Source organism: Blautia sp. HCN-20427 (assembly GCF_037890365.1).
GTDB lineage: Bacteria > Bacillota > Clostridia > Lachnospirales > Lachnospiraceae > Blautia.
The window spans coordinates 13,215-34,437 of record NZ_JBBKBX010000021.1; the positions used below are offsets into that span (position 1 = coordinate 13,215).

Here is a 21,223-nt window from a genome sequence, read left to right on the forward strand (position 1 = left end):
AATCCCTCTGAAGGCGTAAAAGGCTCTCAGAGGGATTTTCTTTGCTTTTGACGATAAAAATATCGTAAAAAAGGAAAAGTGGCTTAAAACGCATTTTAGAGCGTTTTACAGATATATGCGAAAAAGCTTGATTTCTATGGATTTTTCTTGATTATAAGGTGTGATAAAACTTGATATATTAGAAAATAACAAGTATAATAAAAGCACGATTGTAATGAGAAAAGAAAGTGGGTAGGAAAATGGCGAAAAAGTTAAGATGTTACCTGTACACAAGGGTATCCACAGGGATACAGGTGGACGGCTATTCTCTGGAAGCTCAAAAGGAGCGATTAGAGAAAGAAGCTATACACAGGGGCATGAAAGTGGTCGGAACATACAGTGATGAAGGTAAATCAGGAAAAAACGTGACAGGAAGACCAGAGTTTCAGCGGATGCTTGCAGATATTCAATCTGGAAAAGATGAAGTGGATTATGTGCTGGTCTTTAAACTTTCACGATTCGGGCGAAATGCAGCAGATACGTTAAATAGTTTGCAATTCATGGAAGATTATGGAGTGAATCTGTATTGTGTGGAAGATAACATTGATAGTGCCGGAGCTGCTGGAAAGTTGATGATTTCCGTAGTGGCTGCGGTAGCAGAGATTGAACGTGAAAATATCCATGAGCAGACGATGGCTGGTCGTAGGCAAAAAGCCCGTGATGGTAGATGGAACGGTGGTTTTGCTCCGTATGGCTATACATTAGTACCTCGTGAGGGGGAACGTGGGAAAGTGCTTGAGATAAACGAAAAAGAAGCGGAGCTGGTTCGGATTATCTTTGATAAATTTGCCAATACGGATATGGGATGTAATGCTGTGGCAAAATGGCTAAATGACCATGGCTATACAAAAGAAGTACGCCAGAATGGAACGCTATCCAATATTAGCTCTAATTTTGTGAAGCTGGTAATAGATAATCCTGTGTACATGGGAAAAATCGCATACGGAAGAAGAAAGACCGAAAAAATCGAAGGAAAACGCAATGAATATCATGTGGTAAAACAGGCAGAAGATGCCTATGAGCTGTATCAAGGGATACATGAAGCTATTGTATCTGAGGAATTATGGCAGAAAGCTCATGCAAAACGTCTGGTAACAGGCGTAAAGTATGATAAAGTCCATGATACAGGGCATTGCCATATCCTATCGGGCTTGTTGCGATGTCCAGAGTGCGGAGCGAAGATGTATGGTGTAGTCAATCGCAAAAAGAAGGCTGGTTCCGATGATTTTTACAAGGATATGTGGTATTATAAGTGTAAAAATCGCATCAAGGTGGAAGGACATTTTTGTACCTACAAAACACATATCCGACAGGATATTGTCAATGCAGAGGTTATCAGCATTGTAAAATATGCTTTGAATGACGAAGAATTTAAACGTAGGATTGCACAAAAAGCTGGTGGAAAGGAAGACGGTTCTCTGGATGAATTAGTAGCAGAGAAAATACGTCTGGAAGATACGAAGAAGAAACTGGAAATCCGAAAAAAGAAAATGTTAGATAAAATCGGAAACATGGATGTGGATGATGAATTATATGATACTCTTTTTGAGGATTATATGGGTGTTGTACGGGAATTGACGGAAAAGCTGGCAAAATTGGATGCAGATTTACTGCGAAATAACATTGCCATTGAGAATGTGCAAAAGCAGACCTTTACTGCTGAACAGTATTATGAATTGCTGGATGCAATCGTGCGGTATATGGAAGAAATTCCAGAGAATCGAATAAAACAGTTGATGGGACTTGTACTGGATAAAGTAGAGCTATTCCCAAAACGACAGGCAAACGGTCGATGGGTGCGAAATGTGAGATTTAAAGTGCCGTTAGACGTGGATGGAACCTTTTATGATAGTATTGGTTTCCGTGGAGATGGAGAAGAAAAGAATGAGGAAGACGATTCTGTCTATTTCCTACCCAATGAAATGCACGACGAAATAGTCGCTCTGCTTATGAGAAAAGCCCAATAAATCAAAGGTTTCTACAATTTTGGAGATAAAATAGATGTGTGTTTCTATTTACACAGAGTGGATATGAGGGAATTGATATACTCAGGGGGCAGGCAGTTAGCAGTGAAGAAGTATCTTTTTGCGTAAGTCTATTATTTGGCGAAAGAGCAACAAAATTTAGGAGACAGGAAATTGTATGGAAGATAAAACAAAAATCTTAATAAGAGTATATGACTTGATGAGTGCATATAATCAAGGATTGCTTGGGGGTGAGAAAATGCCTGAACATGAAAATCCGGCATTAGATAGAGGTTCTAAAGAAAATTATTTGTACTTTACGCTCCCTATGGCTCTGAATTATCAGCGAAATTCTTATATTTTGTGGGAATGTGCGAATAAAATGTATAAGGATGCTCCTGAGGTATATGATTGCCAAAAAGTTATGGAAATGTCGGATGTTACACTGAAAGAATTGCTTACTGCATATAAAGTTGCATCGCAGCCAAATAAACAGCCTGTCATATGGAGAACACTTTGCAAAACATTTTATGAAGAGTTTGAGGGGGATATCAGAAATTTTTTCAAGAGGATGGATGACAGCGTAGCTGAAATTAAAGCATATATTCAGCAGCATAAGAAAATGTTTCCATACCTTGGTGGAAATAAAATTAATAATTATTGGCTTTATGTTATGGAACAGTATACGGACACAAAATTCCATGACCGGGAAAATATTACCGTAGCTCCGGATACTCATGTAATACAGGCGAGTACAAAATTGGGTATCATTACATTGGAAGAGGCGGCACTGCCAAATGTACAGATGCTTGTTGCAGATAGATGGAAGGCAATACTTAAAGATACGGAATATGTACCAATCGATATACATACGCCTATGTGGTTGTGGAGCAGAGGAAAATTTAAGATTGAACTATAATTTAGAATAGAGTGTATTGGGGATTTCGTGAGCAAATTAATTGCAAAAGAATATAAGCGATTTGAAGATATTAAGAATATGCGTGAAAATGGATTGGAATTTTGGAGTGCAAGAGAATTAACACTGGCGCTTGATTAGACACGATGGAGACCCCGGTACCCCAGACAGGTTTGAAACTATGAATTTAGATGGAATCAGAGTAATTCAGGGCGATGCCATGAATTACTCTGGTGTAGGAAATTCACAAATCCGATACCTTTTACACACACATCTTCGCCAATTCCACAATCACATCCACGCACTTCTCCATGGCCTGCACACACACAAACTCAAAGTGCCCATGGCAGTTATGGTCGCCGGTGCCCAGGTTCGGGCAGGGAAGTCCCTTAAAGGAAAGCTGTGCGCCGTCTGTACCGCCCCGGATAGGAAGTACCTGGGGCCGGATATCCAGCTTCTCATAAACAGTCAGCACATTCTCAATGAGATTCATATGCGGCTCAATCTGCTGCTTCATATTAAAGTAAGAATCCTCAAGCTTCAGTTCCACAGTACCTTTTCCGTACTTCTCATTCATATAAGCTGCCGTCCGTTCCATAAATTGCTTTTTCTCCCGGAACAATTCCATATCGTGGTCACGGATAATGTATTCGGAAACAGTTTTTTCCACAGAACCTTCAATGCCGTCCAGGTGAATGAAACCTTCTCTGTCCTGGGTATACTCAGGCTTCTGGTTTTCAGGCATCATACTCTGAAATTCCATGGCCAGAAGAACGGCATTTATCATTTTGTTCTTGGCAGAGCCGGGATGAATACTGACGCCATGAAATGTAACAAAAGCGCTGGCTGCGTTGAAGTTTTCGTATTCCAGTTCGCCGCATTCGCCGCCGTCCATCGTATACGCAAAATCCGCACCGAATCTTTCTACATCAAAGTGGTCTGTTCCCTGGCCTATTTCCTCGTCCGGCGTGAAACCGATACGAATGGGACCGTGGGGAATTTCCGGGTGAGCCAGCAGGTATTCAGCGGCTGTGAGAATTTCGGCGATTCCCGCTTTATCGTCCCCGCCTAAGAGGGTCAGACCGTCCGTCACAATTAAATCCTGTCCCTGATACTGACTGAGATTGGAAAAATCCTTTGTACGCATAATAATATTTTTCTCAGTGTGAAGCACAATGTCCTTTCCGTCATAATTTTCAATAAGACGCGGAGAAATATTGGCGCCGGAGGCTGCGCTGGAGGTATCCATGTGGGCGATAAAGCCCAGAATTTTTCCCTGATAGTCGGGAATGGTGGAGGGAATGGTGCCGAAAACATAACCGTACTGGTCCAGGGACACCTCTGCAAGTCCCATTTCTTTCATTTCTGCTTCTAAATCTGCTGCAAAGGCCAGCTGGCTTTTGGTGCTTGGAAAAGTTTCTGAGGATGGGTCAGAAGTCGTGTCCACAGAAATGTATTTCAGAAAACGTTCTTTTACATTCATAGTGAAATCTCCTTAAAAAAATTCTTTCTGTAAATTATGCTAACACAAGGAAGGAAGGTTGTCCAGACGGAGAAATTCCGAAATAACAGTCTTTCTTATGCTATCTCTTGACTTTAGCAAAGGGCATGCCTATAATAGACTGGTACTACCAGTGAAAAGAGGAAAGAAAGATGAAGTTTTTGAAACAATTCAGTGTTATTTTGCTGCTCTCCTTTTTAGGAGAGCTTTTGCGCAGGCTGATTCCCCTGCCGATACCTGCCAGCGTATACGGACTTGTGCTTATGCTGACAGCCCTGGGAACCGGAATTTTGAAGATTCACCAGGTGAAGGAAGCAGCGGGTTTTCTTATAGAAATTATGCCTGTCATGTTTATTCCGGCTGGCGTAGGTCTGTTGGAGGCCCAAGACGCTCTTTTGCCGGTGTGGATTCCGGTAGTGGTGATTACGGTTGTGACTACCGTGTTTGTTATGGCGGTTACAGGACAGGTGACTCAGGTTATGATTCGGAAAGGGAAGAAGTAAGATGAAAGAATTTTTGAGTAATTCCGTTTTTTTCGGTGCTGTGTTAAGTCTGGTGGCCTACGAAGCAGGGCTGCTCTTAAGAAGAAAATTTAAACTGGCTATTTTAAATCCTCTGCTGATTGCAACCATCTGTGTCATGGCAGTTCTGGTACTTTTTAAAGTAGATTATGACCAGTATAATGAGAGCGCCAAATATATCAGTTATCTTCTGACTCCGGCTACGGTGTGTTTGGCCGTTCCCCTTTACGAACAGATGTCACTTTTAAAGAAAAATTTTAAAGCGGTGGCAGCAGGCATTGTTTCCGGTGTTCTTGCCAGTCTGGTAAGTGTGCTGGTGCTGGCGAAGCTTTTCGGACTGAGCCATGAGCAGTATGTAACCCTGCTTCCCAAATCCATTACAACAGCCATTGGGATGGGAATTTCAGAGGAACTGGGAGGCATTGTAACCATTACCGTGGCAGTTATTATTATCACCGGCATTCTGGGAAATGTGATAGCTGAACTTGTGTGTAAAGTGTTTCACATTCAGGAACCCATAGCCAAGGGACTGGCTCTTGGAACTGCATCCCATGCCATAGGCACTGCGAAAGCTATGGAAATGGGTCCTGTGGAGGGAGCTATGAGCAGTCTTGCTATTGCAGTAGCGGGACTTTTGACAGTAATTGGTGCATCTGTATTTGCAGGATTTATGTAAGGAGGCAGTTTCATGGAAAAATTAGTGATTACCATTGCCAGACAGTATGGCAGTGGAGGCAAGAAAATCGGACAGGAACTGGCAAAGCGGCTGGGCATTCCTTTTTATGGTAAGGATGAATTAATGGAAATTGCCAAAGGAAAAGAAGATTACGAGGAAGTGCGTTCTTTCTATGAGGAACAGCCGGTCAACAGCCTGCTGTATGCCATTGCCATGAACCAGGGAGAAAGCCGGGCGGGAAGAATCCCTTTTCGCAGGATTCGGGAACTTTGCGGTCAGGAATCCTGTGTGTTGATTGGAAGATGTGGAAATTATATTTTTCAGGAAGAAGAAAATTGTGTCAGGCTGTTTATTTATGCGGATATGGAAGCAAAGCTGGAATGGGTCACCAGCCATGAAGGGATTTCCGTTCACAAGGCAAAAGCTAAAATACAAAAGGCAGAAGAGGAAAGAGCAGAGTTTCACAAATATTATACAGGTCAGGTCTGGGGCTGCATGAATCATTATGATTTGTGCATCAATGCAGGCGTACTGGGAACAGAGAGAACGGTGGAGCTGATATACAGTTATTTGAAAAGCAGAGGTTTGACAGATGAAAAATAAAGGAGATGAGAAAAAAACAGAAAAGACACAGGACACAGAAAAGGTATACCATCTGGTTATTGAACATATTAAAAACCTGGCAGAAAGCGGAGAGGTAGAGTTTGGAAGCAAAATTCCGTCAGAAAGGGAACTGATGTCCACTCTCGGACTAAGCAGAAATTCCGTCAGAGAAGCGTTGCGTTGTCTGGAAAATATGGGAATTATCGAAAGCAGGCACGGACAGGGAAACTTCCTGGTAAATCATGTGGGAAACAGCCTTGGCAGTGTGTTCTCCATTCTGTTGGTAACGCAGCAGAGCAATTATATAGAAATCAGCCAGCTTCGCCGTTTCGTTGAAATTGGAGCATATCTGCTGGCGTCCAGGCAGGCGAAAGAGGAGGAATTGGAACGTTTGGCCTATTTTTTGGAGGAACTGGAGTGTTGTTCCCCTGAGGAACGGCCCAAAAAGGATAAGAATTTTCACGATGAACTGATAAAAATTTCCGGAAATAATCTGTTGGGCATTTTAAATGACGCGCTGTCCGATATGTTTGAGCGGGTTATCAGTGAAGCTTCTGCCCGGGCTGGACAGGCAGAGTGGGAAAAGCTGAGAGATTGCCACAGACGGGTTTATGAAAACCTGCGGAAAAAAGACGTGCAGGAAGGCATTAAGGCTATTCGGGAGCATTATAATGTGCTGGATGAGGAAATCAAAAAGATGGAAGAAAAGCTGCTATGAAAAAACAATCACAACCCCCACATCTTTTGCAGAAGCCTTTTATTGTGTGTTTTCTTGCCATTCTCTGCAACGCCCTCTGGGGCAGCGCTTTTCCGGCGGTAAAGTCAGGATACCGTCTTTTTGCCATTACGGGAGATGACCCGGCTTCACAGATTCTGTTTGCAGGAATCCGGTTTTTCCTGGCGGGATTTCTGGCCCTGCTTTTCGGCAGTTTATTACAGAAGAAAGTGCTGCTTCCAAAGAAGACCTCTGTTCCGCTGGTGTTAAAACTGTCTGTTTTCCAGACGGTTTTGCAGTATATCTTTTTCTATCTGGGCCTGGCTCATACTTCCGGAGTAAAAGGTTCGATTATCATTGCGTCAAACACCTTTGTCGCTATTTTAGTTGCCAGCCTGTTGTTTCATCAGGAGAAGCTGACCGGGAGAAAAATTACGGCCTGTATCATAGGATTTGCAGGTGTAGTGTTGGTGAATTTAAACGGAGAAGACATTGGCATGAGTTTCCGGCTGGACGGAGAAGGATTTCTGCTGATTTCTGTGGTGGCCTACGCTTTTTCCTCCAGCTTGCTGAAAATTTATTCCAAAGAGGAAGACCCTGTGACTTTAAGCGGCTGGCAGTTCATGGCAGGAGGTCTGGTGATGGTGACAGGCGGTTTTTTTCTGGGCGGCCAAATTGCAAACGTGACGTTGCCGGGAATTGCCGTGCTGGTTTATCTGGCTTTGGTTTCTTCGGTTGCGTTTTCCCTCTGGGGAATTCTTCTGAAGTATCATCCAGTGTCTAAAATTGCTATTTTTGGTTTCACCAATCCGGTGTTTGGCGTGCTTTTATCCACTCTGATTCTTCGGGAAGAAAGCCAGACCAAAGGGTGGCAGATTCTCACTGCCCTGGTACTGGTCTGTGCGGGAATCTATCTGGTGAATCAGCCACCGAAAGAGTACACGCAGGAGAATCCGTAGAACATACAAGTGACAAGAAAACACAACAGAAATCCCATGCAGGTGGGCAGCAAAAAGGCCAGCGCTGTCCATTTCCAGCTGTGGGTTTCTTTTTTTATGGTAAGAAGTGTGGTTGCACAGGGCCAGTGAAGAACCGAAAAAATCAGCATGGATACGGCTGTAGAAAGCGTCCATCCCTGTTCCAGAAGCAGAGTGTGCAAAGCGGAAAGATTTTTAAAATCCACCAGGGAGGACTGGGAGGTGTAGGCCATAATGATAATGGGAATCACGATTTCATTTGCAGGTATTCCCAGAATAAAAGCCAGTAAAATGGTGCCGTCCAGACCCAAAAGCCGGGCAAAAGGGTCTAAACATGCAGATATTCGGGTCAGAAGCGTTTGGCCTCCTGCCATGGTATTTGCCATAAGCCAGATAAGTAGTCCGGCAGGAATGGCAGCGGTAACTGCTCTTGTGAGTACCAGCAGTGTCCGATGGACAACGGAGTGCAGCAGCACGGAACAAATCTGCGGTTTGCGGTAGGGCGGCAGTTCCAAAACGAAAGAAGAAGGAACTCCCTTTAAAACGGTTTTGGAAAGAAGCCAGGAAGAGAAAAAAGTCATCAGTACACCAAAGAGAATGACACAGGTCAGCAGCAGGGCAAGCCAGAGGGTATGAAGCAGCGGACATGTCGCTTTTTTGGTGGTAAAGAAAAGAACCAGAACCACCAAAATGGTGGGAAAGCGTCCATTGCAGGGAACAAAGCTGTTTGTCAAAATGGCAATGAGACGTTCTCTGGGAGAATCCACGATTCTGCAGCCGGTTACGCCTACAGCGTTGCAGCCAAAGCCCATAAGCATGGTAAGAGCCTGTTTGCCGCAGGCCTTGCAGCGGGAAAAGCAGCAGTCCATATTAAAAGCAGCCCGGGGCAGGTAGCCGAAATCTTCCAAAAGCGTAAACAGAGGAAAAAACAAAGCCATTGGGGGCAGCATGACACTGACAACCCAGGCAGTTACCCGGTAACAGCCCTGAATGAGCAGTTGACATAATTTTTCCGGGAGAAGGAGAGAAAACTGCTCATACAGCCAAGGCTCCAGACGGAACAGCAGATTGTGAAGCCGGGAAGAAATGTAATTGGCGCCCAGAAGCGTTATCCAGAAAATACACAGAAGAAGCATCAGCATACAGAAAATGCCGGTGTATTTTCCCGTAAAGAGGTAATCTAAAGTACCATCAAAAGAGCGGGTATCCGGTTTTTCCAGTCGGACGGCTTTCTGGTACAGTTCTGAGGCCATCTCGGCCCGGGGTATGGGATCCTCGGAAAGCTTCTTAAGCACGGGAGGAACGATTGCTTTTTGAAACATACAGGCATCCAGAAATTGTTTTAAACGCCGAATCTCCCGTTTTCGGCGGGCCGTAATACCGATGACAGGAATGTGCAGTTCTTTTTCCAGTGTGCTGCAGGAAATATGTATGCCTTTTTTGGCTGCCTGATCCATGAGATTAATACATAAAATAACATTGGCAGTCACAGAAAGAATTTGCAGCACAAGGTTTAGATTGCGTTCCAGACATACGGCATCACAAATAACAAGCACCCCATCCGGTGTAGTTTCTCTGAGACAGGCACCAGCCAGGCGCTCTTCCTCAGAGCAGGCATGAAGAGAATAACAGCCGGGAAGGTCTGTGAAAGTATAGAGATGTTTTCCCACAGCACAGTGTCCGGTTGCCAGAGAAACGGTTTTTCCGGACCAGTTTCCAGTATGCTGGTGCATACCGGTAAGGCCATTGAAAATCGTACTTTTTCCCACATTGGGATTTCCTGCCAGAGCAATGGTACAAGAAGAGACTGGTTCTGAATGAAGATACAAAATAACCACCTCCATTTACATAGTTTGGGAAGGGTCAGCAGCATGAACCAAAATCATCTGGGCATCTTCGTTGCGTATGGCAATCACACTTCCCCGTATCTGATAAGCATGAGGATTTTTGAAAATACCTGTGTTGATACACTTTACAGGTGTACCCTGGCAGAAACCCAAATCCAGAAAGCGCCGGATGATTTCTGACTTTTCCATCTGATGTTCCGAAGGACAGGAAATTCCTTCTACTATGGCACACTGGTCTTTTTTTAGTTTACATAAAGGTATGGACAGCATGGAAAAACTCCTTTTCCGCAGAAGAATATAGTGTATTATATGAGAGAAAAAAGACAGCGTGACAAAAAATACGGAAACAAAAAAGAAAAAGCCCTTGACTTTCCTGGTCAATGGCTTTCTCTTCAATAGCGGGAACAGGATTTGAACCTGTGACCTTCGGGTTATGAGCCCGACGAGCTTCCAGACTGCTCCATCCCGCGTTAGTTGCTTTTGTATGAATCTAGTATAGACCCTATATTTCTCTTTGTCAAGCATTTGCCTTGTCCCTTTTTGTTTTCTGTGCTATCCTTTTAAAGACAAAACAGCAATTACAGAAACAAAGGAGGCTTTTTCCATGAAACAAACGAAACAAATGTCCGAAACGCACCTGCTGGGAATCTTGCTGGCTGTAGTAGGTGGATTTCTGGATGCCTATACCTATATCTGCCGCGGTCACGTCTTTGCCAATGCCCAGACGGGAAATATTGTGCTTCTGGGTGTTCATCTGACCAATCAGAACTGGGGCAAAGCTTTTTATTATGTGCTTCCCATACTGGCCTTTGTCCTGGGAATTTTCGTCTGTGAAATGATTCAATCCCTGTTTAAATGGAAAGAAAGCATACACTGGAGACAGCTGGTAGTCCTGGTAGAATTGTTCTGCCTGATTCTTGCAGGTTTTCTGCCGCTGGGGAAAACGGATACCCTGGTTAATGTTATGGTTTCCTTTGTCTGTGCTCTGCAGGTGGAAGCATTCCGCAAAATGAACGGCAATTCTTATGCCACCACCATGTGTACCGGAAATTTGCGAAGCGCTACGGAAAATCTCTACCGCTATTTAAAAAACAGAGACGCTCAATGTCTGAAAAACAGTCTGCAGTATTATAATGTAATTGTTTTCTTTATTATAGGCGCTGCCGTGGGAAGCTATCTCACACTGCATATGGGGGCAAATGCTGTATGGGTAAGCTGTATCGGACTTTTGGCAGTTTTTCTTGCCATGTTCCATCACAAGCAGGAGAAAACCATATGATGGCAGATACTTCCAGGTTGAAAGAGCAGAAAGACCATGGAACAGCCGTCTTTCCCTGCGGGCTTTACGAGGTGGAGGAAACCTGTTCCTGGAAGGGGGTAAAACACCATTGGCATGATGAAATCGAAATTCTTTATTTTGGAAAGGGAGAGTTTCTGCTTCGTATTAATATGGAGACTTTTCGGATTCAGGAAGAATGCTTTTACTTTATCAATCCCGGCGAACTGCATTCCATTGAGCCTTTGACACAGGGGCTGGAGTCTGCGGTCCTTTTTCATCCCAGGATTCTCAGCTTCGAACATTATGATATGGCACAGACCCGGCTGCTGCAGCCTTTGTCCAAAGGAGGTATCCGCCTTCCAAGATATCTGGCTGGGGCGTCGCCTGCTTTTGCCAGAGTGCGGCAGGAGTACATGGAGATTCTGCGCATTTTTCATGAGACTGGTTCTTTCCTTTCGGAAGAGGGACAGACCGTTACGGAGAATTTGTCCTCTCAGCTTTTTATTCGTGCCGGACTGCTGAATATGCTGGCTGTGTTTTCGTCGTATTCCCTGTTGACGGAACCGGAAAAGGAGGACGATTACCGGGTGGAAATTATTAAGTCTGCTTTGGATTTTATCCGTTCCCATTATCAGGAGAAAATCTATATCCGGGATTTGGCGCAGCAGGCCAACATGAACGAACAGTATTTTTGCCGCTTTTTCAAAAAAGCGCTGGGAAAGTCCCCGATATCTTATCTGAATGCATATCGGATTAAGCAGGCCATTATTCTTTTGCAGACCACGGACATGGCAGTTATGGAGATTTGTCTGGACTGCGGCTTTTACAATCTGGGGAATTTTCTTCGGGAATTCAAGAAGGACACCGGACTTACACCCCTTCAGTATCGAAAGCATTATGTGGATGGAAAGTCATAATATCGTAGTTTTAAATCAAATATTCGTAAGATTTTTGTGTCTCTGCACATTATAATAGAACTCATAAAGAACATACGCAAACGACGGAGGTATTGATTATGACAAAGAAATGGTGGCATGATAAAGTAGCGTATCAGATTTATCCAAAGAGCTTTTATGATTCCAATGGAGACGGAGTCGGAGACATTCCCGGAATCATCAGCAAGCTGGATTACTTAAAAGATTTAGGAGTGGATATTATATGGATTTCTCCCATGTATCCTTCTCCATTCGCAGACCAGGGCTATGATATTTCGGATTATTATAATATTGACCCGGCTTTTGGCACACTGGAAGATATGGAATGCCTGATTGCAGAAGCAAAAAAAAGAGATATGTATATTTTAATGGACCTTGTGGTAAATCACTGTTCCGATGAGCACGAGTGGTTTGAAAAAGCCTGCGAAGACCCGGAAGGCAAGTACGGAAACTTTTTCTACATAGAAGACCGCAAAGAGGGAGAACGTCCCTGCAACTGGAGAAGCTACTTCGGCGGTTCCGTGTGGGAACCCCTGCCGGGACATGAGGATAAGCAGTATCTGCATGCATTCCACAAAAAACAGCCGGATTTGAATTGGGAGAATCCGGAGGTTCGGGAAGAAGTCTACAAAAATATTAACTGGTGGCTGGATAAGGGACTGGGGGGATTCCGCATTGATGCCATTATCAATATTAAGAAAAAACTGCCCTATCAGGACTATCCTTCTGACCGTGCTGATGGTTTAAGCGATATGTCCCTCATGTTGGCAGATGCAAAAGGGGTGGGGGAATTTCTGGGAGAAATGAACAGACGTACCTTTCAACCCCACGATTCTTTTGCCGTAGGAGAGGTATTTAACGAAAAGGAAGAAGAACTTCCTGATTTTATCGGAGACAATGGATATTTTTCCTCTATTTTTGATTTTGCCACAACTTCCTGGGGCAAGAATGATAAAGGCTGGTATGCCAATGAGCGTATTACTCCGGACGCGTACAAACAGTGTTATTTTCATTCCCAGAAAAAAATAGGAGACGTGGGCTTTTATTCTAATATTATTGAGAATCATGATGAACCCCGTGGGGTAAGCTATTATATTCCGGAAGGCGATTTGTGCGACGAAAGCAAGAAGATGCTGGCTGCGCTGTATTTCTTTATGAGAGGACTGCCTTTTATTTATCAGGGACAGGAAATCGGTATGGAAAACCTGGGTGTGATTCCCATTGAAAAAATAGACGACATCAGTGCCCTTGATCAGTATCAGGTATGTCTGGATGCAGGCTATACCAAAGAGGAGGCCTTGAAAATCGTTTCCCTTTACAACCGGGACAATGCCAGAACTCCGGTGCAGTGGAACGATGAAAAAAATGCAGGATTTACCACAGGTATACCGTGGCTTATGGTCAATCCCAACTATACCAAAATTAACGTAGCTGCCCAGGAAACAGACGAAAACTCCGTGCTTGCCTTTTATAAAAAGATGACTGCTTTAAGAAAAACTCCGGAATATAAGGAAACTTTTGTGTACGGAGACGTGATTCCCTTTGAAGAGGAACGGCATAATCTTATGGCTTACCACAGAAAGGCAGACAAAGACGTGCTGGTTATTGGAAACTTTCAGAGAGAGAGACAGAGCGTGACCCTGCCTGCAGAAGTGGAGAACATACTGCTCAATAACTATCCGGACATAAAACTGGAGGGGAAAGAGCTGATTCTGGAAGGGTATCAGGCTGTCGTGTTGGAAATGAAACAGAATTAAGCGTGAAAATGTGGAAAAGTGTCCTGGAGAAATGATACTCCCGGGCACTTTTATGATATACTGATGGCAATGAACCCAAAAGGAGTCCTCTCATGTACGAAAAGAATACCATAAAACTCCTGTTCCGCCTCAGCAGAATCCCGGTGGCTGTGTACAACCAGACCTGGGATTTGCAGGAAAGTTTCCCTGCCGTTTTGGAGCAGCCGGAGTCTTTTGAACAGGAAAAATTTGATGAATTGAAAGAATGTCTGCACCAGGAATCCGTGTATTTTCTGCCCTATGATACCCATGTCCCCATTGCCCTGTGCGGCTGCAAAGGAGAGGAGGAATATTTTATCCTGGGGCCTTTTTCCTATGGGAAGACGGACAACTTTCAAGGCAGAAATTTTATCCGGAGCCGCGGGATACGGGAATGTCCTCCCTGCCAGTTAGAGGATTTGTGTGCAATACTGGGATTTTTCATGGGAAAGGCCTTATCGGAAGAGGAGAGTATGCAGCTTCTGGACGGGAAAATGTTTCAGACCAAAGACAAAGAAAACCGCAATCTGATTGTCAACGAAGAACTGCGCCAACTGGATGCCTTTCAGAAAAACCACACTTATATAGAAGAGCAGGTTTTATATGACCACATCAAAGCCGGGGATGTGGAGTATCTGAAAAACAGGGAATTGTATCATACTCCATCCCATCCCGTACTCATAGAGGATTTGAAGAAAAATGAGGAGTATATGGCTGTTATCAGTATTTCTCTGGCAGCCAGAGCCGCCATTGAAGGAGGACTAAGCTCTGCGGAAGGCTTTATCAACAATGACATTTATCTGAAAAAACTGTCTGAATGTAAAACCATATTTGAAATGAATCGTCTGCGCCGGGAAAGTCAGCTTTATTTTGCACGTCTGGTAGCTGCTCACAAGAAGGAGAGCGCTGTCAATTTTCATGTGGAGGAGGCGAAAAAGAATATTCTCACAAAGCGGTTTGGCAGAATTTCCATTCAGGAACTGGCAGAAGCGTCTGGAATTTCCAAAGAATATTTGCAAAAGCTGTTTAAAAAACACGAAGGGATTTCCATTACCGAATACATTGCCAATGTAAAGACAGAGGCTGCCTGCAACCTGTTAAAATATTCTGACCGTCAAATTCAGGAGATTGCCGAGTATCTCCACTATGGAAGCGTCAGTCATTTCAGTGGGGCTTTTCGTAAAAGAATGCACCAGTCTCCCAAAGAATACAGAGAAAAAAACAGGCAGACTGATTTTTAAAAATATATCCGGTTCTGTGAAAGAAATATCCTGGTTTTTATAAACTTTTTTCCGGAAAAAGCCATACAATGTTCCTATAAGAATTGCGAAAGCAGGAGGGAAAATCATGAAGATTTATGTAAATCAAAAAGCTTCCCGCCAGGGAAACGGAAGTAAGGAAATGCCTTTTAAACACATCAACGATGCTGCAAAGGTGGCAGAAGCAGGAGACGAAGTGCTGGTGGCTCCGGGCATTTACCGGGAATACGTTAATCCTGTAAATGCAGGGCGGGAGGACGCCAGAATCGTGTACCGTTCTACAGAACCGCTGGGCGCGGTTATCACCGGTGCAGAGGAGGCAAAGGGCTGGAAACACTATGGAGGAAACACTTGGGTGCTTCGTATAGATAACGGTGTGTTCGGAACTTATAATCCCTACACAGAAATTGTGGAGGGGGACTGGTATTTCTCACCCAAAGACCCGCAAACCGGAAAATTTACGGATATGCACAGAGGCGCAGTATATTTAGATGACCGTATGCTGTACGAGACCGCAACTTTGGAAGAATGTCTAAAAGGAGAAGCGTTTCCGGCTTCCTGGGAACCGGAATATTCCATATACAAATGGTACACAGAGCAGGACGGCAGGGAAACCGTGATTTATGCCAACTTCCAGGGTAAAAATCCCAATGAGGAAAATGTGGAAATTAATGTGCGCCGCAACTGTTTCATGCCGGACAAAAAGGGCGTGGGATACATTACTTTAAGCGGATTTCAGGTTAGCAAGGCAGCGACGAACTGGGCGCCTCCGGCTGCCTATCAGGACGGTATGATTGGCGCGCACTGGAGCAAGGGCTGGATTATTGAGGATTGTGACATTTCCAACAGCAAGTGCTGCGGGATTTCTCTGGGAAATTATCATCAGACAGAGAAGGAGAATGACAATTATTTTACCCGCAAACATGTGAAAAGCCCTACCCAGATGGAACGGGATGCGGTATGTATTGCCCAGTATGACGGCTGGACCAAAGAAACTGTGGGTTCTCATATTGTGCGCCGCTGCCATATCCACGACTGCGGACAGGCGGGAATTGTAGGGCGTATGGGCTGTGTCTTTTCTATTATTGAAGACAACCACATTCATCATATTAACAACATGCAGCAGCTGACCGGGGCTGAAGTGGCAGGAATTAAATTCCATGCGGCAATTGATGTGATTTTCAGAAGAAATCACATTCACCACTGCACCATGGGGATTTGGACAGACTGGCAGGCCCAGGGAACCAGAATCACCCAGAATCTGCTTCATGACAACTTCCTGCCGGAATTTCTTCCTATGAAAGACAATGGCATGGGATTTGGCATGGATTTGTTTATCGAAGTGGGACATGGACCTATTTTGGTGGACAATAATTTCCTTTTGTCCAGAACAGCGCTGCGCTGGGCTACCCAGGGTGTGGCTTTGGTACACAATCTGATTTGCGGCTCCTTTTCAGCAGTGGGCGTTGGCACAGATATGACAGCCAACGGTAAGAATCAGCCCCGTTACACCCCTTATCACATCAAACACCGCACAGAGGTGGCAGGCTTTATGACCATTCTTCATGGGGACAACCGGATTTACAACAACATTTTTATACAAAACTGGACGCCCCAAGAGAGAATTCCGGCAGACATGGTACTTCCGGATACGGAAAAGCTGGATGTGGGAAGCTTTGTTTTTAATGGGTATCCCACATATGAGGAATGGATTGCCAAATTTAAGCTGGGTGAAAGAGCGGATATGGATACCATGCATGAACTGATGCACGCCCATTTTGACCACCTGCCTGTCTGGATTGATGGTAATGCATATTTTAATGGCGCAAAACCGTGGAACCGGGAGGAAAACAAGCTGGTGGATACCGAGCATGAGGTCTTTGTGAAGCTGACGGAAGAAAAGGGAAACTGTAAAGTGAAAACCAATGTTTATGAATTTCTGGAGGGGATGCAAGACGGTATTATCAACAGCGATATTCTGGGTGAGGCGTTTGAGCCGGAAGAACGATATGAAAATCCGGACGGAACTGACCTTATTCTGAATGAGGACTATTTCGGAAATCACAGAGGCTTATCTGCGCTTCCGGGACCGGCAGTCAGTGGAGAAAATCTGGAAGCATTTGTCTGGGAAAACAATCGAAGCAAAATCAAATAAAGAGAGACAAGAAAGGGTTTCTTCTCCGCAAGGAGGGAAGCCCTTTAAAAATTTGCAGAAACAGAAAGAAAAAGAATGACGGAACTGCAATCGGAATGTTATAATAAGATAAAGTGTTACAAAAACTGAATTCTATATGGGGAAGGAGTTGGCCTATGGGGAATCGAAAAAATGAATGCAGCCTCTGCGGCGGAAAGTTAAGAAACGGAATCTGTATGGAATGTGGTATGGATAACCGTAAGTGTGATGATATGTATACCGGTGTTCTGAATCGAGGGCAATATCAGACACGGGAATCTGCGGCAAAGGAACCTCAGGCACAGGGGCAGAGGGAGGAAAGACAAGAAGTTTTGCAGCAGCCCGAAACCTCTCCAGGAGAGAAACAGCCGTTAAAGCAGCAGGTTTACCCGCCTTCCGGAACGCGTACAGCAGCCGGACCGTATGCTTCTGCCGGGTCTTATGCGTCACTAAGGAGTAATAGTGCAGCCCGGAGAGGGAACAAGGGAAGAAGTGGTCTCATGGTGTTCTTTTTGGGAATGTTTATTCTTATCGTGATACTGTGTATAGTGGGAGTTTCTCAATCCCATGAGTCGGATTCCTATTTGGAAACAGATACACAGGGGGAGAACTACGATGATTTTATGGAGGAGTATGACCCTTACCAGTATATAGAAGACCAGATTTCGCCTATAGGAGATACCTGGGAGCAGGCGCTCCCGGCAGGGCTGTATGTGGTTGGCACAGACATTCCGGAAGGAGAGTATGTGATTACAGGGGAAGAGGGCAGTTCCTGTGCAATTCGTGATGTAAATCATGCAGTATATGCTTCGTATTCTTTCGGAACGGAGGAATATGATACAGACTCTGCCCAAGGACAAAAGCTGTTTGCCGGTACGCTTGTCAGCGTTACGGGAATGAATCCGGTGGCTTTTTCTACACAGAATGCCCAGACAGAGGACATGACAGAAAAAATGGCGAACCCTCTTACAGAGAGTGTGGAAATTGAGACAGGGACGGAGGTTGTTGTGGGACAGGATTTTCCGGCCGGTGTATATGATATAGAAAGCACAGGGGCGGAATTTGGACTTTTAGAGATGAAGCTGGATGAAGAAAAAGAGGGACTGTTCCTGGACAGTGTCCTTTTACTGGAAACAAACCCTACACAGGAAAATCCCAATTATTTTTCCTCCTATAAAAGCATGATATTGCCTGAAGGAACGAAGATTACCACAGATATCAGTGTAAGACTGGTTCCCAGTCCGGAAATTTCGGGGGAAGATTATATGGGAATTTACGAAAATACTACAGGATATGAGGGACAGGAATAAACATGAGCAAAAAAGAAAAGAAAAAACGGACAGCAGGGGACATAATACGCAATCTCATCTTAGTGATTGCCATAGGTGTGTTTGCGTTTTCCGCTTTCCAGCTTGGAAAAATCTTCCTGGAATACAAGGCAGGAACAGATGAATATAATAGAGTGCGGGAATATGTTACCGTAACAGAGCCGGAACCGGAGCAAGAGCAGGAGGAAACCCAGACCGAGCCGGAAGCAGAGGAAGCGAAGCCTGTGCCGCCCCAGGTGGATTTTGACAGCCTAAAAGCCATTAACCCGGATGTTATCGGCTGGATTCAGATAGAAGGCACTTCTATCAGTTACCCTATTATGAAGGGGACGGACAATGAGTATTATCTGAAACATACCTTTGAAGGGAATTATAATGCCGCCGGTTCCATTTTCATTGACTATACCAATAATAGCAATTTTGAAGACTGCAATACCATTATTTACGGACATAATATGAAAAACGGTTCCATGTTCGGACTTTTAAGAAAACATTTTAAAGACCAGGAATCCGTTCCGGGACGTTACATATGGATTTGCACACCGGATAAAAATTACAGATACGAAATTTTCAGCAGCCATGTGGTAGACGCGGCAGGAGAAGTATACACCCTGTTTTCCGCTCCGGATGAGCAGTTTGCGTCCTATCTGGAAAAGATGAAAAGCCAGTCCCTGGTGGATTTCCAGACAGAGGTGACGGCTGAGGATAAGGTGATTACTCTTTCCACCTGTACGGGAAATGACGCTACCCGCTTTGTGGTGCAGGCCAAGAGAGAGGGAACGTATTAGGCAGGAATGGTAAGGAGGCAGGCATATGGAAACAGTAGAAAAACTGAGAGAAATCATTGCACATACAGAGAATCTGGTGTTTTTCGGAGGGGCAGGCGTGTCCACGGAAAGCGGGATTCCCGACTTCAGAAGTGTAGACGGTCTGTATCACCAGCAGTGGGATTACCCGCCGGAAACCATTTTAAGCCATACTTTTTTTCAAAGGAATCCCGAAGAATTTTACCGCTTTTATCGGGCTAAAATGTTGTGTGATACCGCAAAGCCAAACGCGGCCCACAAGTATTTGGCACATTTGGAGAAGGAAGGCAAATTGAAAGCTGTGATTACCCAGAATATCGACAATCTGCACCAGATGGCAGGAAGCCGTAAAGTTCTGGAACTGCACGGCAGTGTTTACCGGAATCACTGCACGAAATGCGGCGCTTTTTATGATTTTTCATATGTGAAGCAGAGCAGCGGCATGCCCAGATGTGAAACCTGCGGCGGCATGATTAAGCCGGATGTGGTTTTATACGAAGAGGCACTGGACCAAAAGGTGCTGTCAGAAGCGGTTCATGCTATTTCCGAAGCAGATGTACTGATTATCGGCGGCACGTCTCTGTCTGTGTATCCGGCAGCTTCGCTGATAGATGATTTCCGGGGACGTTATCTGGTGGTTATCAATAAGGACAGAACCCCCAGAGACCGTATTGCGGATTTGGTTATCAATGCCCCTATTGGTGAAGTTTGCAGGTATCTGGAAGAGAAGAGGACAGAATAGAAAGTGAAACCAAAGGAGAAACAAAATCTTGAAAGACAGAAATTTTGATTATGAAGTGGGAGACATTGTAAAACTGAAAAAGCAGCATCCCTGCGGCAGTCAGGAGTGGGAAATTCTGAGAGTAGGAGCAGATTTCCGTCTGAAATGCATGGGCTGCGAACATCAGGTCATGCTGTCCCGCAGACTGGTGGAAAAAAACACCAGAGAATTGAAAAAAAAGGCTTGAAATCCCAGTCCTCTTATGGTAAAATCGGGAATTGTGATATATTATTATCCTTGTTCCCTGCTCATCAGGGAGCCAAAAGACCAAAAGGAGGTACAACAAGCATGAACAAATACGAATTAGCATTAGTCGTAAATGCAAAGATTGAAGATGACGCTCGTGCAGCAGTAGTGGAAAAAGCAAAAGGCTACATTGCCCGTTACAACGGAAACGTAACAGAAGTTGAAGAATGGGGCAAGAAAAGATTAGCTTACGAAATCCAGAAAATGCGCGAAGGATACTACTACTTCATCCAGTTCGAAGCTGATGCAGCATGCCCTGCAGAAATAGAACGTCATATCCGCATTATGGACAATGTGTTAAGATATTTAGTTGTTAAGAAAGAGGCTTAATTCTTTTGACGGCACGAATCGGCTCATTGAAAAACAGCCTTTTCTTTCCAGATTTATGAGGTGATAAGATGAATAAAGTAATTTTAATGGGTCGTTTGACAAGAGACCCTGAGGTAAGATATTCCGCAGGGGAAAATTCTATGGCGATTGCCAGATATACACTGGCTGTTGACCGCCGTTTCAGGAGAGACGGAGAGGCAACCGCTGATTTTATCGGCTGTGTGGCTTTCGGAAGACAGGCAGAATTTGCAGAGAGATATTTCCGTCAGGGAATCCGTATTGTAGTGACTGGACGTATTCAGACCGGCAGCTACACAAACAGAGACGGCAACAAGGTTTATACCACAGATGTAGTTGTGGAAGAGCAGGAGTTTGCTGAGAGCAAATCTGTAAGCGACAGTCATGTAGGACAGGCTTCTATGGGAGCACCTGCACAGGCTGCACCGTCTCCAAGCGCTGCATCAGCAGACGGATTTATGAACATTCCCGATGGAATTGACGAGGAACTGCCATTTAGCTAAGGCTGGCAGTAATATGGATAGGAGGTAAACA

The 21,223-nt window shown here is 44.5% G+C and carries 21 protein-coding genes and 1 tRNA gene; 18 read left to right on the plus strand and 4 right to left on the minus strand.

All coding sequences use genetic code 11. The features are described 5' to 3' along the window. Positions 1 to 239 precede the first annotated feature (239 nt). Complete coding sequence (locus tag WKT17_RS12545; RefSeq protein ID WP_340273078.1) at positions 240 to 2,006, plus strand: recombinase family protein; 1,767 nt, start codon at positions 240 to 242, stop codon at positions 2,004 to 2,006. A gap of 175 nt (positions 2,007 to 2,181) precedes the next feature. Continuing rightward, positions 2,182 to 2,922, plus strand: coding sequence for a hypothetical protein (locus WKT17_RS12550; protein ID WP_340273080.1), 741 nt, complete (start codon positions 2,182 to 2,184; stop codon positions 2,920 to 2,922). A 259-nt stretch (positions 2,923 to 3,181) separates the two neighbouring features. Here the strand turns inward: WKT17_RS12550 and pepT are convergent, their stop codons facing one another. Continuing rightward, positions 3,182 to 4,402, minus strand: coding sequence for a peptidase T (gene pepT, locus WKT17_RS12555; protein WP_173750059.1), 1,221 nt, complete (start codon positions 4,400 to 4,402; stop codon positions 3,182 to 3,184). A gap of 170 nt (positions 4,403 to 4,572) precedes the next feature. Here pepT and WKT17_RS12560 point away from each other — a divergent pair, with 170 nt between their 5' ends. The 5 genes from WKT17_RS12560 to WKT17_RS12580 are packed head-to-tail and all read left to right on the plus strand — an operon-like array spanning position 4,573 to position 7,894. Next, positions 4,573 to 4,923 (plus strand): CidA/LrgA family protein, encoded by a 351-nt coding sequence (locus WKT17_RS12560; RefSeq protein ID WP_173750058.1) that lies wholly within the window; start codon positions 4,573 to 4,575, stop codon positions 4,921 to 4,923. A 1-nt stretch (position 4,924) separates the two neighbouring features. Continuing rightward, on the plus strand, positions 4,925 to 5,617 hold the full coding sequence (locus WKT17_RS12565; RefSeq protein ID WP_291682669.1) for an LrgB family protein: 693 nt from the start codon (positions 4,925 to 4,927) through the stop codon (positions 5,615 to 5,617). Between the two features lie 12 nt (positions 5,618 to 5,629). Then, complete coding sequence (locus WKT17_RS12570; protein WP_173750056.1) at positions 5,630 to 6,220, plus strand: cytidylate kinase-like family protein; 591 nt, start codon at positions 5,630 to 5,632, stop codon at positions 6,218 to 6,220. After that, positions 6,210 to 6,938 (plus strand): FadR/GntR family transcriptional regulator, encoded by a 729-nt coding sequence (locus WKT17_RS12575; protein WP_291682676.1) that lies wholly within the window; start codon positions 6,210 to 6,212, stop codon positions 6,936 to 6,938. Before WKT17_RS12570 ends, WKT17_RS12575 begins: the two co-directional genes overlap by 11 nt. Further along, positions 6,935 to 7,894, plus strand: a complete 960-nt coding sequence (locus WKT17_RS12580; protein ID WP_340273087.1) for a DMT family transporter — start codon at positions 6,935 to 6,937, stop codon at positions 7,892 to 7,894. The genes WKT17_RS12575 and WKT17_RS12580 overlap by 4 nt, the downstream gene beginning before the upstream one ends. Here WKT17_RS12580 and feoB read toward each other — a convergent pair. The 3 genes from feoB to WKT17_RS12595 all read right to left on the minus strand — a co-directional run bounded on the left by feoB (position 7,858) and on the right by WKT17_RS12595 (position 10,229). Next, positions 7,858 to 9,741, minus strand: a complete 1,884-nt coding sequence (gene feoB / locus WKT17_RS12585) for a ferrous iron transporter B (protein WP_340273089.1) — start codon at positions 9,739 to 9,741, stop codon at positions 7,858 to 7,860. The genes WKT17_RS12580 and feoB overlap by 37 nt on opposite strands. A gap of 15 nt (positions 9,742 to 9,756) precedes the next feature. Continuing rightward, positions 9,757 to 10,029 carry a FeoA family protein gene (locus WKT17_RS12590; RefSeq protein WP_173750052.1) on the minus strand — a complete coding sequence of 91 codons (273 nt, stop codon included), beginning with the start codon at positions 10,027 to 10,029 and terminating at the stop codon, positions 9,757 to 9,759. 126 nt (positions 10,030 to 10,155) lie between these two features. After that, positions 10,156 to 10,229, minus strand: a tRNA-Met gene (locus WKT17_RS12595). Positions 10,230 to 10,363: 134 nt separating this feature from the next. On the opposite strand from WKT17_RS12595, the gene WKT17_RS12600 reads away from it, so the two are divergent. From WKT17_RS12600 to WKT17_RS12650, 11 genes are all read left to right on the plus strand, one after another. Further along, entirely contained in the window at positions 10,364 to 11,038 is a 675-nt protein-coding gene (locus tag WKT17_RS12600; RefSeq protein ID WP_173750051.1) for a YoaK family protein, read from the plus strand. Next, on the plus strand, positions 11,035 to 11,955 hold the full coding sequence (locus WKT17_RS12605) for an AraC family transcriptional regulator (protein WP_340273092.1): 921 nt from the start codon (positions 11,035 to 11,037) through the stop codon (positions 11,953 to 11,955). Before WKT17_RS12600 ends, WKT17_RS12605 begins: the two co-directional genes overlap by 4 nt. 98 nt (positions 11,956 to 12,053) lie before the next feature. Next, positions 12,054 to 13,730 (plus strand): alpha-glucosidase, encoded by a 1,677-nt coding sequence (locus WKT17_RS12610; RefSeq protein ID WP_298060455.1) that lies wholly within the window; start codon positions 12,054 to 12,056, stop codon positions 13,728 to 13,730. A 92-nt stretch (positions 13,731 to 13,822) separates the two neighbouring features. Further along, positions 13,823 to 14,989, plus strand: coding sequence for a helix-turn-helix transcriptional regulator (locus tag WKT17_RS12615; protein WP_291682716.1), 1,167 nt, complete (start codon positions 13,823 to 13,825; stop codon positions 14,987 to 14,989). A 106-nt stretch (positions 14,990 to 15,095) separates the two neighbouring features. Continuing rightward, on the plus strand, positions 15,096 to 17,162 hold the full coding sequence (locus WKT17_RS12620) for a right-handed parallel beta-helix repeat-containing protein (protein ID WP_298060456.1): 2,067 nt from the start codon (positions 15,096 to 15,098) through the stop codon (positions 17,160 to 17,162). Positions 17,163 to 17,317: 155 nt separating this feature from the next. Beyond that, positions 17,318 to 18,490, plus strand: coding sequence for a hypothetical protein (locus tag WKT17_RS12625; RefSeq protein WP_298060457.1), 1,173 nt, complete (start codon positions 17,318 to 17,320; stop codon positions 18,488 to 18,490). A gap of 2 nt (positions 18,491 to 18,492) precedes the next feature. Further along, a complete protein-coding gene (gene srtB / locus WKT17_RS12630; RefSeq protein WP_173750045.1) occupies positions 18,493 to 19,296 on the plus strand; it encodes a class B sortase in 804 nt (267 codons plus the stop codon). Positions 19,297 to 19,321: 25 nt separating this feature from the next. After that, the gene (locus WKT17_RS12635; protein WP_173750044.1) at positions 19,322 to 20,056 is read left to right on the plus strand and encodes an NAD-dependent protein deacylase; all 735 of its coding nucleotides are present in this window, start codon (positions 19,322 to 19,324) and stop codon (positions 20,054 to 20,056) included. A gap of 28 nt (positions 20,057 to 20,084) precedes the next feature. Further along, positions 20,085 to 20,282, plus strand: coding sequence for a DUF951 domain-containing protein (locus WKT17_RS12640; RefSeq protein WP_173750043.1), 198 nt, complete (start codon positions 20,085 to 20,087; stop codon positions 20,280 to 20,282). A gap of 101 nt (positions 20,283 to 20,383) precedes the next feature. After that, positions 20,384 to 20,671: a 30S ribosomal protein S6 gene (gene rpsF / locus WKT17_RS12645; protein WP_173750042.1), complete on the plus strand. Its 288-nt coding sequence runs from the start codon at positions 20,384 to 20,386 to the stop codon at positions 20,669 to 20,671. A gap of 68 nt (positions 20,672 to 20,739) precedes the next feature. Further along, positions 20,740 to 21,192: a single-stranded DNA-binding protein gene (locus WKT17_RS12650; RefSeq protein WP_291682746.1), complete on the plus strand. Its 453-nt coding sequence runs from the start codon at positions 20,740 to 20,742 to the stop codon at positions 21,190 to 21,192. Positions 21,193 to 21,223 lie beyond the last annotated feature (31 nt).